Genomic DNA, 15,093 nt, shown 5'->3' with positions numbered 1-15,093 from the left:
AAGCGCGACCGGATAATCGCGGAGGGTATCGATCCGTATCCGGTCGAGGTGCCCCGGACGCACTCCCTGGCCGAAGTGCGCGCGAAGCATTCCGACCTTCCTGTCGACACCGCGACCGGTGAGATCGTCGGCATCACCGGCCGGGTCATGTTCATGCGCAATACCGGCAAACTGTGTTTCGCGAGTCTTCGCGAAGGCGACGGCACCGAGTTGCAGGCGATGATCAGCCTCGCGAAGGTCGGCGAAGGCGCCCTCGCGGCGTGGAAGTCCGATGTCGATCTCGGTGATCACGTATTCGTCGAAGGCGAGGTCATCACCTCCAAGCGTGGTGAGCTTTCCGTGATGGCCGACTCCTGGCGGATCACTTCGAAAGCATTGCGCCCGTTGCCGGTCATGTACAAAGACCTGGCCGAGGAAACGCGGATCCGGCAGCGTTATGTCGATCTGATCGTGCGGCCCAAGGCCCGCGACGTGGTCCGTACCCGCGCGGGTGTGCTGCGTTCCCTGCGTGACTCGTTTCACGGCCGCGGATTCCTCGAGGTCGAGACCCCGATGCTGCAGACGCTGCACGGCGGTGCGGCGGCGCGGCCATTCGTGACGCATTCGAATGCCTTCGACCTCGACCTCTACTTGAGGATCGCGCCCGAGCTGTACCTCAAGCGCTGTGTGGTCGGCGGTATCGAGAAGGTCTTCGAGATCAACCGGAACTTCCGGAACGAGGGCAGCGACTCGTCGCACTCGCCCGAGTTCGCCATGCTCGAGTACTACGAAGCGTATGCGACCTATGACTCCAATGCGGTGATGACGCGGCAGCTCATCCAGGAAGCGGCGCAGAACGTTCTCGGCACTCAGGTGGTCACTCTCGCCGATGGTTCGGAGTACGACCTGTCCGGCGAGTGGACCACTCTCGGAATGTACGAGTCGTTGTCCGAGGCGTTGTCGGAAGAGGTCACTCCCGAGACATCGGCGGACAAGCTGCGTTCCTATGCCGAAGCGCGAGAGCTGGAGCTCGACCCGAAGTTAGGGCACGGCAAACTCGTCGAGGAACTGTGGGAACACCTCGTGGGCGATCATCTCCACGAACCTACTTTTGTCCGTGATTTTCCGGTCGAGACATCCCCGCTGACCAGGCAACACCGCAGCAAGCCCGGGGTTGCCGAGAAGTGGGATCTGTACGTGCGCGGATTCGAACTGGCCACCGGATACTCGGAGCTGGTCGATCCCGTGGTGGAACGCCAGCGTCTGGTGGAACAGGCTCGGCTGGGTGCACAGGGTGATAGTGAGGCCATGAACCTGGATGAGGATTTCCTCCGGGCGCTGGAGTACGGAATGCCGCCGAGCGGTGGTGTCGGAATGGGGATCGACCGGTTGCTGATGGCGCTGACCGGCCTTGGTATCCGGGAGACCATCCTGTTCCCGCTCGTACGACCTGAATAACCCGTCCGCGTGACAGATACCTCGATCGTTCTCCTAAACGAGATTTGCGTTATGTCTCGGTAGCGGGTATTAATGTCGCTAGACAAAGTCTTCTGTCGGGGCATGCCCCGTACCAGATCATTCGTGTAAGCCCCCAGCAGGAGGAAACAGATGGCACAGAAGGTGCTCGTCTCGCTCGTCGACGACCTCGATGGCACTGAGGCGGAAGAGACCGTCGAGTTCGGTTTGGACGGTGTGAGCTACCAGATCGACCTTTCCGCGGAAAACGCGGAAGAGCTTCGTGACGCGCTGGCCCAGTATGTGGAGCACGCCCGCCGCGCGGGTGGCCGTAAGCGCACCGCCATTCGTCCGGTCGCCGGCGTGAAGGCCGCCGCCCGCCCCGCGACCGTGGACCGCGAGCAGAACCAGGCCATTCGCGCCTGGGCCCGCAAGAACGGCTTCCAGGTTTCCGACCGTGGACGTATCCCGTCCGAGGTCGTGGAGGCCTACCACAAGAAGAACTGAAGGTCGCTTCGACCCTCAAGCCGCCGGGAAACTATTCCCGGCGGCTTTCTTGTTCTTGTACACGGTTCAAGCGGGCGTACTCCGTGGGCACCCATCCGGTCACGGAGCGGAAATCCCGGATGAAGTGCGCTTGGTCGCTATAGCCCAGTGCGGTCGCCAGTTCCGCGTAGTCCGGCTGGTCCTCGGCCGTGATCCGTGCCGCCGCTTCGTTCAACCGGTATACCTGAATCGCCCATTTGGGCGTGGTGCCGACATGTTCGGCGAAGAGGCGTTGCAGGCTTCGCTGAGACAGGCCCGTTCGGCTTGACAGCTCGGATACCCGGGTAATGGCCGGTTCGCCCGCGATTGTTTCCACCGCTTCGATGGCCGTCCGGGCCGCGGCGGTCAGCACCGGGCGTTTCGCGAGGAGCAGTTCCTCCGCGGCGCGGACCATTTCGAAGTCGTTCGTCGCATTGCGTACCGATTCCGTCACCGGTACGGCGCCGGGGAAGAGATCGGTGAGCGGAACGGAACGGCCCGAGATCATCGAGACCGGACCGGTGAGGAATGCCCGGAAAGCCCCGGGCCGGAATCGCACGCCGATACCGTGGTCCTTGCCCGCCACGACGTAGCGGAAAGGCCGTTTCCCGGGACCGAACGCACCGTTCGCGTCGCTGAAGAACGTGAGGTTCACCGCGAGATTGGGCAGTACCACCTGTTCATGGGGCGGACGGTCGCGCAGATCCCAGCGCAGTACCCAGAGGTGGTCGACGAACGGCCGGAGTCCTGGTCCAGGCCGGTGCCGGGCGAGGCTGAACCTCGCGCTCGCCTCCCGCGCGTTGACGATCCCCGCCGGGATCCGGTGCCCGCTCACCGGTTCAACGTAACCCTGTCGCGTTTCTTCAAGACACCACGGCCCTTCCCGTGAACTCATGCCCTTATGTCCGAACACGCTGCCCTGATCGCCCCCGCCGCCGCGGAATTCGCCGGAATCCTGAACGGGATCGGCGAGGCGGATCTCGCCGCCCGCACGCCGTGCGCCGAGTACGACGTCCGCGCGTTGCTGAACCACCTTCTCTACTGGGGTCCCTGGCTCGAAGCCGCCGGGCGCAAGACGCCGCCACCCGAGGTGTCCATGGGCGAGGCGGAAGCGGGACTCGCCGGTGCCGACTGGCCCGACGCGCTGGAGAAGCAGACGGCCCGGCTCGTCGACGTCTTCGGGGCGCCCGAAGCGTGGCAGGGGATGACGGCGCTCGGCACCGCGGAGATGCCCGCCTCGATCGTCGGCGACATGGTGCTCGGCGAGTTCGTCTTCCACGGCTGGGATCTGGCCCGGGCGACCGGTCGCTCCCTGACAGTCGCGCCCGAAGCGGCCGAAGCCGTCTACAAGTCCGCTGCCGCGATGGGCGATCGGGCGCGGTCGATGAAGGTCTATGGAGAAGAAGTCGTCGTTGCGGACGGCGCAACGATCTTCGAGCGCGCTCTCGGCGCTTCAGGACGGAACCCGAAGTGGGGCGGTTAGTTCTTTCCGCGGATTCGCGGACAGCCGCCGCATTCCGATTCCGCGGGCAGTAGATAGGAGTAACAGCAGCTTTCGCGGTTTCTCGTCCACTCGCGCTGTCCATCGGGGCCCGGGGCCAGCCGCAGCTTCGACGCCGACGTCGGTGGCGGGAACCGCGATTCGAGCACCAGCGCGGCGTCCGCGACGCCGGCGCCTTCGGCCTCCGGAGTGCCGCCCAGTCGTCCCGCCGACCACAGCGCGTTGTCGAGCGCGTCCGTGGCGGCGGCCCACAACTGCCGCCGCCCGAGCCTCGTGAGTGGCGCGTAGGCGTCGATGAACCGGCTCGCGTGCGCGACGAAGCGACCTCGCAGCATCGTCGCCAGCGTCCGCTCGTCCGGGACGACGACGGCCTCCGGATGCGCGGAACCCGGATCGGTCGGCAGGCAGTGGAACGCGCCGCCGAGCACGGCGATCGTTTCGGGATGCGGCCGGCCGCCGCCGATCCGGAAGGCGAGCCCGGACGGCGCCAGCGACGGGACGCGGCGTTCGTGGTGCAGCAGCAGCGCGCCGGCGAACGCCGGGACGTGCAGATACCAGGACAGGATCCAGCTCGCCGGGACCCGCTCGGGGACGACGGCGGTGTCCGGGTACCGCCCGGCCAGCCAGTCGCCGAGCCGGTCTCGCCAACGCGCGAGACGAACCGGGTCGTCCAGCAGGTCGCCGCAGCGGACCCAGCCCGGTTCGTCGTCCGGTACGGCGTCGCGGAGGCCGGCGTCTTCGGGGATCCTCGCGAGTGAGGCCCGGAGGCCGTCTTCGCGTGACGCGAGGGCATGAGAGGACCGTTGATACGGCACGCCGGTCCTCCCTTCATTAGGTACGCCTAACCTTACATACGGACCGTGACTACTCCGGACGGGTGTCCATCCACTGGGCGTCTCTTGCCGGCCGGACGTGTTCGCGCTCAGCGGACAAGGCGCGTGAGGCGGAATCCGAGTGCGTGTTCGCACGTTGGGCTTGACGTAAAGGTGCAGGGCAACCGGAAGATGAAAGAGCGCACGGCCGGAGAACGGTCGGGGCGCGAACGGGCCGCAAACAGCCGTAGTGGTACGCCAGCGCGACCACTTGGCTACTAGAGTGGTCTCACGGTGCTGAATCCATCGCGGTGAAAGCACGATGGAAACGGGCCGCCGTCGCAGCAGTCGAGGGAGTGCACATGTTTGAGAGGTTCACCGACCGCGCGAGGCGGGTGGTCGTCCTGGCCCAAGAAGAGGCCAGGATGCTCAACCACAACTACATCGGCACCGAGCACATCCTCCTGGGTCTGATCCACGAGGGTGAAGGTGTCGCCGCCAAGGCGCTGGAATCGCTGGGCATCGCGCTGGAGGGCGTCCGCCAGCAGGTCGAGGAGATCATCGGCCAGGGGCAGCAGGCCCCGAGCGGGCACATCCCCTTCACCCCGCGGGCCAAGAAGGTGCTGGAGCTGTCGCTGCGCGAAGCGCTGCAGCTCGGCCACAACTACATCGGCACCGAGCACATCCTGCTCGGGCTGATCCGCGAGGGAGAAGGCGTCGCCGCGCAGGTGCTCGTCAAGCTCGGCGCGGACCTCAACCGGGTGCGTCAGCAGGTGCTGCAGCTGCTCTCGGGCTACCAGGGTGGCAAGGAGTCGACCGAAACCGGCTCCGGACGCGGTGAAGGCACCCCGTCGTCGTCGCTGGTGCTCGACCAGTTCGGCCGCAACCTGACCGTCCAGGCCCGCGAAGGCAAGCTCGACCCGGTCATCGGCCGTGGCAAGGAGATCGAGCGGGTCATGCAGGTGCTGTCGCGGCGCACCAAGAACAACCCGGTCCTGATCGGTGAGCCCGGCGTCGGCAAGACCGCCGTCGTCGAGGGGCTCGCGCAGAACATCGTCAAGGGCGAGGTGCCCGAGACGCTGAAGGACAAGCAGCTCTACACCCTCGACCTCGGCTCCCTGGTCGCCGGTTCCCGGTACCGCGGTGACTTCGAAGAGCGCCTGAAGAAGGTGCTCAAGGAGATCAAGACCCGCGGCGACATCATCCTGTTCATCGACGAGCTGCACACGCTCGTCGGCGCGGGTGCCGCCGAGGGCGCGATCGACGCCGCGTCCATCCTGAAGCCGATGCTGGCCCGTGGTGAGCTGCAGACGATCGGCGCGACCACGCTCGAGGAGTACCGCAAGTACATCGAGAAGGACGCCGCGCTGGAACGACGCTTCCAGCCGATCCAGGTCGGCGAGCCGTCGCTCGAGCACACGATCGAGATCCTGAAGGGCCTTCGCGACCGGTACGAGGCGCACCACCGCGTCTCGATCACCGACGGCGCGCTGGTCCAGGCCGCCACCCTGGCCGACCGCTACATCAACGACCGCTTCCTGCCGGACAAGGCGATCGACCTGATCGACGAGGCCGGCGCCCGGATGCGCATCCGCCGCATGACCGCACCGCCGGACCTGCGCGAGTTCGACGAGAAGATCGCCGACGTCCGCCGGGACAAGGAGTCCGCGATAGACGCGCAGGACTTCGAGCGCGCCGCCCGCCTCCGTGACGAGGAGAAGACCCTCCTCGGCCAGAAGGGTGAGCGGGAGAAGCAGTGGAAGGACGGCGACCTCGACGTCGTCGCCGAGGTCGACGAGGAGCAGATCGCCGAGGTCCTCGCCAACTGGACCGGCATCCCGGTGTTCAAGCTCACCGAGGAGGAGACCACGCGTCTGCTCCGCATGGAGGACGAGCTGCACAAGCGGATCATCGGCCAGGAGGACGCGGTCAAGGCCGTCTCCCAGGCGATCCGCCGTACCCGCGCCGGTCTGAAGGACCCGAAGCGCCCCTCCGGTTCGTTCATCTTCGCCGGTCCGTCCGGTGTCGGTAAGACCGAGCTGTCCAAGGCGCTCGCGGCGTTCCTGTTCGGCGAGGACGACGCGCTCATCCAGATCGACATGGGCGAGTTCCACGACCGCTACACCGCTTCGCGGCTCTTCGGTGCCCCTCCGGGCTACGTCGGCTACGAAGAGGGCGGCCAGCTGACCGAGAAGGTGCGGCGCAAGCCGTTCTCGGTGGTGCTGTTCGACGAGATCGAGAAGGCCCACCAGGAGATCTACAACACGCTCCTGCAGGTCCTCGAAGACGGCCGTCTCACCGACGGCCAGGGTCGCACGGTCGACTTCAAGAACACCGTGCTCATCTTCACCTCGAACCTGGGTACCTCGGACATCTCCAAGTCCGTCTCGCTCGGGTTCTCGTCCGGCGGCGACACCGCCAACCGGTACGAGAAGATGAAGCAGAAGGTCAACGAGGAAATGAAGAAGCATTTCCGGCCTGAGTTCCTGAACCGTATCGACGACATCATCGTCTTCCACCAGCTGACCAAGGACCAGATCATCCAGATGGTCGACCTGATGATCGGCCGGGTCGAGACGCAGCTCAAGGCCAAGGACATGGAGCTCGAGCTCACGTCCAAGGCCAAGGCGCTGCTCGCCAAGCGCGGGTTCGACCCGGTGCTGGGCGCGCGGCCGCTGCGTCGCACGATCCAGCGCGAGATCGAAGACCAGCTGTCGGAGAAGATCCTGTTCGGCGAGGTCCAGGCCGGCCAGATCATCCTGGTCGACGTCGAAGGCTGGAACGACGAAGAGGGCGAGAAGGACGACAAGGCGCACTTCACCTTCCGCGGTGAAGCCCGTCCCTCGTCCGTCCCGGACGCCCCGCCGGTCAGCATCGGCGCCGGCACCAGCGAAGAGAACGGTGAAGCCGAGGCGGAGTAGGTCTCGGTGGTTTCGGAAATGCCCGTCGCGGGTTCACCGCGGCGGGCATTTTCCGTTCGCGAGCCTGCACGGAGAGCGGCCGCGGGGAGTGGGGCAAGCTGGTCGTGAGTGGCGATTCGGGTTCTAACCCGAATCGCCACTCACGACCCGGCGGTATCCGGACGCGACAGGGGAAGCTGAATGGGCCGATCCTCGCGATGGATCGCGAGGCGGTGGCCGGCGATCGCGACGTCACCATTTCCACCGCCGTCTGACCGCTCCCGGCCGCCGAGGCGCTCCGTGAGACGATGCCACCGGATCCGGGAGGGGGTCTCAGGTGGACGTTCTGGCGATCGATTTCGGTACCTCCAGCACGGTCGGGGTGCTCTCGATCCAGGGCAGAGGTACGCAGGTCGTCGAGATCGACGGTTCGGTGACGATGTCGTCCGCGATCTACGTCGACAAGGACGGCACGGTCTTCGTCGGCCGTGACGCGGAACGCCGGGCCCGGCTGGATCCGAGCCGGTTCGAGGCGAATCCCAAGCGACGTATCGACGAGGGCGCCCTTCAGCTCGGTGACGTCACGCTTCCCATCGCGGACGCCTTCGCCGCCGTCCTGCGCCGTGTCGGCGAGGAAGCCGAGCTGCTCCTGCAACGTCTGCCGGCGCAGGTCCGCATCTCCCATCCGGCGGGCTGGGGCGCGGATCGCAAGCAGATCCTCCGCGACGCCGCGCTCAAGGCCGGGTTCGGCACGACGCTGCTCATTCCGGAGCCGGTCGCGGCCGCGGCGCATTACGCCTCCCTCAATCACGGGCAGCGGCCGTCCGGGCCCATCGCGGTCTACGACCTCGGGGCGGGCACGTTCGATTGCGCTGTCGTCGGTGTCAGCAATCAGGGGTTCGCGGTGCTCGCGGAGGACGGCCTGCCCGACCTCGGCAGCCTCGACATCGACCAGGCGCTGCTCGTCCACATCGGCCGCGAGGTCTCGCATTCCGATCCGGCGGTGTGGCAGCGGGTGCTGCGCCCGCAGTCGGTCGGCGACCGCCGTACGCGCCGGTCGTTGCTGCAGGACGTCCGCGACGCCAAGGAAAGCCTGTCGCGCCACCAGCAGACCGAGATCCCGATGCCGGAGCCGTTCGGGGACGTGCGGGTGACGCGGATGGAGCTCGAAGCGCTCGTCCGGCCGAGTTTCCTGCGCAGCGCCGAACTTCTCGCCGCCACGATCCATCGTGCCGGGCTCACCCCGGCCCACCTCGGCGGCGTCTACCTCGTCGGCGGGCCGAGCCGGATGCCGTTGCTGGCGAGTCTGCTGGCGAACCAGCTCAGGATCGCGCCGACCACGCAGGATCAGCCGGAGACGGCGGTCGCGTTCGGGCTCCATCACGTTCCGGCGGGCGGCGAGGATTCGCAGCTGACCGTGCCCGCGTTCGCGCCGGTCGCCCCGCCGATCCAGCACCAGCAGCCGCCGCCCCAGCAGCAACCACCCCAGCCGCCACGGAGGCCGCAGCCGCCGCGCTGGAGCCCGACAGCCCCGCAGCCGGGCCGTAACTGGCAGAAGCCCACGACGTACGGCGTCATCGTGCTCGCTCTCGCGGCGATCGTCACGACGCTCGCGCTGGTTCTCGGCGCCGAGGACGAGCCGATCGCGGCGCCGAAGACTGCCGAGCCGGTCAAGCCCGTGAGCTGTGATCAGCCAGGCCCCAAGGACGAGCACGGGTTCACCGACTGCCTCCGCCGGATCGCCGCCGTCATCCCACAGCGGACCGAGTGCCAGGACGCGCCGGACGCGGCCGCCGCGATGAAGGCGTCGTCGGCGGTCACCTGTGTGTTCACCGACGACGAGGCGTCGAACGCGATCAATTACTACCAAGGCGTGGCGATGCCCGGCCTGGAAGGCGATGTCCGGCGGCAGATGACCAAGGGCAAGCCCGTGGAGGGCACCTGGGCGGCCGACGGCCTGAAAGGGCGCTACATGGCGGGCGTAGGCAAGCGAAGCGGCATCGTGCTCTTCGGGACCGAAGACGCGCCGTTGAGCGCGATGCTCGTCTCGACCCGTCGCGACGGAACAGCGCGGACGACCCAGGAGATGGTGGACTTCTTCACCGCACAGCTCAAGCCCTGAGCGGTCGTGAGTGGCAATGAGGGTTCTAACCCTCATTGCCACTCACGACCCCAGGCGAGAAGTGCGCATTAAGGCATAAACCGGATATTCGGAAAACGTCCTTTGTGGATGGTCAAGGAGCGGCAGGGCGTCGTCAGGCAGCCTTACCCCTCGATAACCCGAATCGCCGCTCACGACCGAGATTCAGTGCAGCGTGCCCGCCGGAATCGAGAGGTCCTCGGTCACCGAAAGGGCGGTGTCCACGATGATCTCCAGTGCCTCCGCCGCGCGATGCACCGCGAGACTCGGCGACGTCGTCCGCGCGGCCTGTTCCGGCGTGTAGGGAACGTGCACGAAACCACCGCGTACACCGGGAAAATCGTTGTCCAGCAAGTGCATCAGCCCGTAGAAGACCTGATTGCACACGAACGTCCCCGCGGTGTGCGAAACCGAACCCGGCAGTCCCGCGTCCTTGATCCCCGCGACGCACGCCTTCACCGGCAGGGTCGTGAAGTACGCGTTCGGCCCGCCGGGGATCACCGGGACGTCGACGGGCTGCGAGCCCGCGTTGTCCGGGATCCGCGCGTCGATCAGGTTGATCGCGACCCGCTCCGGGGTGACGTCGGCCCGGCCGCCCGCCTGCCCCACGCAGATCACCAGTTCCGGGCGGTACTCGTCGATCGCGTCGCGCAAGGTGACCAGCGAACGCGAGAACACGCACGGCAGCTCGACGGCCACGGCGTCGCGCCGCCGGCCGGTGAGCAGGGAAACCGCCTGCCACGACGGGTTCACCCGCTCACCGCCGAACGGTTCGAAGCCGGTGAGGAGCACTGACGTCATGCCTCTCACCCTAACGTGTGACAGACGTCAGGCGGCCGGCTTGAGGTCCCCCGGGTAGAGGAACTCGGGAGCCGGTTTGGTGTTGCCGTAGAACCACGCGTCGAAGAAGCCCTGCAGGCTCTTGTGCGCGATCCGCTCGGCGAACTTCTGGAACTCCGGCAGGCTCGCGTTGCCGTCGCGGTGCAGCGTCGGCCAGGTCCGCAGGATGCGGTCGAACGCCGCCGCCCCGATGTAGTTCTTCAACGCGTGCAGCGCCACCGGGCCCTTCGAGTACACGTACGTGAACTCGTTGCCGGGGCCCATGTCGTACAGCTTCCCGGCCCAGAAACGGTCCGTGGCCTTCTGCACCGCGGACAGGTAGCGTGCCTTGAGGTCCTGCCCCGACTTCGCCTCGGACCACATCCACTCCGCGTAGGAGGCGAAGCATTCGTTGAGGCAGACGTCCTTCCACTTGTCGACGGCGACCGAGTCGCCCCACCACTGGTGGGCGTTCTCGTGCACGATCGTCGGGACGTTGCCCGCGGCACCCGAGTAGATCGGCCTGCTCAGCGTCTCCAGCGAGAACCCGATCGGCTCGGCCAGGAAGATGCCGCCCGCGGCGTCCACCGGGTAGCGCCCGAACTTCGACGACAGGAAGTCGATGATCTCCGGCAGCCTTGCCTCGGCCTGCTTGGTCGCGGCCGGGGTGCCGGGGGCGTAGGCGTTGACGACCGGGGTGCCGTCGGACAGCTTCGTCCGCTCGAACTCCCACTTGTCGATCGCGACCGTCGTCATGTACGGCACCGCCGGGGTCTCTTCGGCCCAGACGTAGGTGGTGTTCTTGCCCGAAACCGACTGTCCGCGCTCGCGGCCGTTCGAGATGACGCCCCATTCCGACGGCACGGTGACCGCGAGGTGGAAGGTCGCCTTGTCCCGCGGGGTGTCGTTAACCGGGTACCAGGTCGTCGCGGACTTCGGCTCGCCCGCGACGAACGCGCCGCCGGATTTCGCGTACTGCCAGCCGTTCTCACCGAGCGACGGATCCTCGATCGGCTGCGGGACGCCGTGATAGGCGACCTCGGCGGTGAACCGCTCGCGGTTGCGCAGCGGGCGGGCCGGGGTGATCACCAGTTCGTGGTCACCGGACCGTGCGAAGGCCGCCTTCCGCCCGTTGACCTTGACCGAGTCGACGGTCAGCCCGTGCAGGTCGAGGTTGAACGAGCTGAGCGACTGCGTCGTCCGGCCGGTGATCGTCTGCAGGCCGGTGAGCTGCTTGGTGGCCGGTTCGTAGCCGACCTTCAGGTTGTAGTCCCCGACGTCGTAGCCGCCGTTGCCGTCCTGCGGGTAGTAGCTGTCGCCCGCACCGTCGGCTCCGGGTTTGCCGGTGTCGGCGACGGCGGTCCCGCCCCCGAGGACACTCGCGGCCAGAACGGCGGCGATGACGGCCGTACTCCGGTACCTCATTCACGCTCCCAGTCGATCGGCTGTTGTTCGGCCCCGAACGTAGCCCCGTGACCTCGGCCGACCGCCCGGAAAGCTCCTCCGTGCCCGGATAATCCCCACTTCCGTCGCCTGGCCGGGCTAACGGTTTGCGGGTTCTGGAAAGCTGGGGGTCGTGCGTGTGACGCTGCTGGGCCCGGTCGGAGCGGAGGCCGGTGACGGCACCCCGGTCGACATCGGCGGTGCCCGCCTCCGCATGCTCTTGGCCAGGCTCGCGCTGGACCCCGGACGGCCGGTCCCGGCGACCGCCCTGATCGACGGTCTCTGGGGTGCGGAACCGCCCGCCGACGCGGCGAACGCGCTGCAGTCCCTGGTCTCGCGGTTGCGCAAGGTCCTGCGTGCCGAAGGCGTCTCGCTCGATTCCGGTCCGGGCGGTTACCGGCTGGACGTCGACCGCGAGGACGTCGATGTCTTCCGTTTCGAACGGCTGGCCGCGGAAGGGCGTGCCGAGCTGGCCGCGGCCCGGGATTCCGGGGCGGCCGCGATCCTCTCCGACGCGCTCGGCCTGTGGCGTGGCGAAGCGCTGTCGGACGTCCTCGAAGCCCCCTTCGCGCAGGGGCCGGCGACGCGGCTGGAGGACCTCCGTCTCGACGTCGCCGAAGACCGCTTCGAGGCCGAGATCCGGCTCGGCGGGCACGCGCGGGTGCTGGCGGACATCAAGGACGCGGCCGCACGGAATCCGCTGCGGGAACGTCTCGCCGCGCTGTGGATCCGGGCGTTGTGCGCCGCGGACCGGCAGTCCGACGCACTGGCCGTCTACGAGGAGGTCCGCGCGGCGCTGGCCGATCAGCTGGGCGTCGACCCCTCGGCCGAACTCAAGGACGTCCACCTCGCCGCCCTGCGCGGCGAACTCGGCCCGCCGCCCGCGGTCGCCGACCATCTCCCGGTCCGGCTGACCAGCTTCGTCGGCCGGGACGACGAGCTGAAACTGGTCGCCGAACTCCTCTCGGGCGCACGGCTGGTGACGTTGGTCGGGCCGGGTGGTGCCGGGAAGACGCGGCTGGCCACCGAGGTCGCGACGCGGCATCCGGCGCACGCGCGCGGACGGGTCTGGTTCGTCCCCCTCGCCGGCGTCCGCGATCCGGACGACCTGCCCGGCGCGGTGTTCGCGGCGCTGGAACTGTGGGACCTCGGCCTTTCCCACGGCGGCGACCCGATCCGTCGCCCGGTGGACGCGCTGGCCAGGGCCGTGGAGACGCTCGGCGCCGGTGAATCGGTACTGGTGCTGGACAACTGCGAGCACGTGGTCGACGCGGCCGCCGAGCTGGCGAACACCCTGCTCCGGCGGGTACCGACGCTGCGGCTGCTGGCGACCAGCCGGGAGGCGCTCGCCATCGACGGCGAGACGCTGTGCCCGCTCGGCCCGCTCTCCGTGCCGGACGGGACGCCGACCGTTCCCCAAGCCGCCGAGTCGGGCGCCATCAAGCTGTTCGTCGACAGGGCGGCGGCGGTCCGGCCGGATTTCGTCCTCGACGAGTCCACTGTGGACGATGTCGCGCAGATCTGCCGCCGGCTGGACGGGATGCCGCTCGCGCTGGAACTGGCCGCCGCGCGGCTGCGGTCGATGACCGTCGCGCAGATCTCGCAGCGCCTCGACGACCGGTTCCGCCTGCTGACCTCGGGCAGCCGGACGGCCTTGCCGAGGCAGCGCACCCTGCGCGCCGTCGTCGAATGGAGCTGGGATCTGCTCGACGACGCCGAACGCGTCCTGGCCAGGCGGCTTTCGGTGTTCGGCGCGGGCGCCGAGGTCGAAGCGGTCGAGTCGGTCTGTGCCGGCGACGGCCTGCCCGCCGAAGACGTCCTCTACGTACTGGGCTCGCTCGTCGAGAAGTCCATTGTGGACGCGATGGCCGGTGACCAGGGGGAGCCGCGCTACCGCATGCTGGAGACCATCCGGGCCTATGCGGCGGAACGCCTCGACGAGGCGGGCGAGCGCGAGTGGCTGACGAAGTCGTACCACCGCTTCTACGCCGATCTCGTCGAACGGCTGGAGCCGTCGCTGCGGCGAGCGGATCAGCTCGCCGCCATCTCCCGGTACAACTCCGAACAGGGCAACATCGTGACCGCCCTGCGCCAGGCGATCGACGCCGACGATCTGGAAATGGCGACGCGCGTGTTCTGCGGCACCTTCTGGTACTGGATGGTCAAGGGGGACAGCGACCGGGCCGAGTCGTACGTCGCCGAGATGCTCGCCTTCGGTGATCGCCTCGACGAAGAGGTCTCCGCCGCGTTCGGGGCGATCCGCGCGATGATGGCGATGGTGCCCGGCGTCGGCAGTCCCGAGGAAGGGCGCGCGCTCATCGACCGGTGCGTGCGGACGAAGGCGTACGAACGGTTCGCCGGGCTGGCCATCGGCCTGCCGATGCTCGCGTTCTTCTGCAAGGACAAGAAACTCGCCCTCCGCGAGGTGGAGCGGGCGTTGTCGAGCCCGGACCCGTGGGCTCGCGCCGCGGGATCGTGGGCGCAGAGCTTCGTCTTCACCGACGACGGCGACACCGCAGGCGCCGAACGCGCGCGCGACCGGGCCTACGAAGGGTTCGCGGCGGTGGGCGACCGCTGGGGCACCGCGATGGCGGTGGGCATGAAGGCGAGCGACATCTCGATGTCGGGCGACCACGAGACGGCGTTGTCGCTGTACCGGCAGGGACTCGCCCTCGCGCTCGAACTGGGTTCCCAGGACGACGTGATCCAGCAGCGCTGGCGGATGGCGACCGAGTACGCGAGGGCGGGCGACCTCGAAACGGCGATGCGCGAGCTGCGGGAGGCCGAACGGTACGCGGCCGACACGGGCAACGATCAGCTCGCGGTGATGGTGCTGGTGGGCAAGGCCGATCTGCTCAGCCGGGCGGGCCGTGTGGAGGAGGCGCGCGCGGTCTCGGTGAGTTTCCGGGAAGCGATGGCCAAGGTGCCGTTGCCGGGTATGTTCGCCGAAGAGTTCGGCGGCCTCATCGACACCGAGGTGGCGCTGGCGGCCGGGGACCTGGAAGAAGCGAGCCGCGGCGCCGCCGTCGTCCTGCGATCCACGGTGAACCGGGGCGACATGCCCGACGCCGGCCGGATCATCGAGGTACTGGCCCTGATCCGGTTCCAGCAAGAGCGGCCCGAGATCGCCTTGCGGCTGCTCGGCGCGGCGAAGCTGCTCCGCGGCAGGCACGACCTCGGGGAACCCGCGATCCGGCAGCTGATCGAAGACCTCCGCGAGCATTTCGGCGAGGAGCGCTACGAAGCGCTGCTCGTCCAGGACGCCGAGCTGCCCCGACAGGAACTGCTCGACTGGCTGAAGGTCGAAGCGGTCTGACTTGCCGCTAGCGACCCCCGCGCCCACCTGCCCACTCGCGTGCCGCGTGTTGCGAAAGCCACTTTCGCAACGTTCAGTGTTGGGAAAGTGGCTTTCGCAACACGCCGCTCGGCGCAGCTGCCCGAACGCGCGCCCTACGCCCCCGCGTCTCCGCCCGAACGCGCGTGAAGTCCCTTTCGCTCGGCTCAGCCGAGGGAAGGGGA

The 15,093-nt window shown here is 68.0% G+C and carries 10 protein-coding genes; 6 read left to right on the top strand and 4 right to left on the bottom strand.

Translation table 11 applies throughout. The annotated features are described in order from the left end of the window. A partial coding sequence (gene lysS, locus H5J31_RS37425; RefSeq protein WP_181777392.1) for a lysine--tRNA ligase occupies window positions 1-1,437 on the top strand: 1,437 nt, incomplete at its 5' end. 150 nt (window positions 1,438-1,587) lie between these two features. Next, on the top strand, window positions 1,588-1,941 hold the full coding sequence (locus H5J31_RS37420; RefSeq protein WP_005165380.1) for a histone-like nucleoid-structuring protein Lsr2: 354 nt from the start codon (window positions 1,588-1,590) through the stop codon (window positions 1,939-1,941). Between the two features lie 31 nt (window positions 1,942-1,972). Here the strand turns inward: H5J31_RS37420 and H5J31_RS37415 are convergent, their stop codons facing one another. Beyond that, the gene (locus H5J31_RS37415) at window positions 1,973-2,794 is read right to left on the bottom strand and encodes a helix-turn-helix domain-containing protein (protein ID WP_181777391.1); all 822 of its coding nucleotides are present in this window, start codon (window positions 2,792-2,794) and stop codon (window positions 1,973-1,975) included. Between the two features lie 66 nt (window positions 2,795-2,860). Between H5J31_RS37415 and H5J31_RS37410 the strand changes: the two genes are divergently transcribed. Next, window positions 2,861-3,442, top strand: coding sequence for a TIGR03086 family metal-binding protein (locus tag H5J31_RS37410; protein ID WP_181777390.1), 582 nt, complete (start codon window positions 2,861-2,863; stop codon window positions 3,440-3,442). Here H5J31_RS37410 and H5J31_RS37405 read toward each other — a convergent pair. Further along, window positions 3,439-4,275 (bottom strand): (2Fe-2S)-binding protein, encoded by an 837-nt coding sequence (locus H5J31_RS37405; protein WP_181777389.1) that lies wholly within the window; start codon window positions 4,273-4,275, stop codon window positions 3,439-3,441. The genes H5J31_RS37410 and H5J31_RS37405 overlap by 4 nt on opposite strands. A gap of 359 nt (window positions 4,276-4,634) precedes the next feature. On the opposite strand from H5J31_RS37405, the gene H5J31_RS37400 reads away from it, so the two are divergent. Next, the gene (locus H5J31_RS37400; protein ID WP_181777388.1) at window positions 4,635-7,193 is read left to right on the top strand and encodes an ATP-dependent Clp protease ATP-binding subunit; all 2,559 of its coding nucleotides are present in this window, start codon (window positions 4,635-4,637) and stop codon (window positions 7,191-7,193) included. A 316-nt stretch (window positions 7,194-7,509) separates the two neighbouring features. Beyond that, complete coding sequence (locus H5J31_RS37395; RefSeq protein WP_181777387.1) at window positions 7,510-9,294, top strand: Hsp70 family protein; 1,785 nt, start codon at window positions 7,510-7,512, stop codon at window positions 9,292-9,294. 183 nt (window positions 9,295-9,477) lie between these two features. On the opposite strand, the gene pcp is transcribed toward H5J31_RS37395, so the two are convergent. Continuing rightward, window positions 9,478-10,113 (bottom strand): pyroglutamyl-peptidase I, encoded by a 636-nt coding sequence (pcp, locus tag H5J31_RS37390; RefSeq protein ID WP_181777386.1) that lies wholly within the window; start codon window positions 10,111-10,113, stop codon window positions 9,478-9,480. Between the two features lie 27 nt (window positions 10,114-10,140). Further along, window positions 10,141-11,556, bottom strand: a complete 1,416-nt coding sequence (locus H5J31_RS37385) for a M1 family metallopeptidase (RefSeq protein WP_181777385.1) — start codon at window positions 11,554-11,556, stop codon at window positions 10,141-10,143. Between the two features lie 151 nt (window positions 11,557-11,707). Between H5J31_RS37385 and H5J31_RS37380 the strand changes: the two genes are divergently transcribed. Next, entirely contained in the window at window positions 11,708-14,890 is a 3,183-nt protein-coding gene (locus H5J31_RS37380; protein ID WP_181777384.1) for a BTAD domain-containing putative transcriptional regulator, read from the top strand. The last annotated feature ends 203 nt before the right edge of the window (window positions 14,891-15,093 follow it).

The organism is Amycolatopsis pittospori (assembly GCF_013870525.1).
Lineage (GTDB): Bacteria > Actinomycetota > Actinomycetes > Mycobacteriales > Pseudonocardiaceae > Amycolatopsis > Amycolatopsis pittospori.
This window is presented reverse-complemented; position numbering and strand designations above follow the sequence as displayed.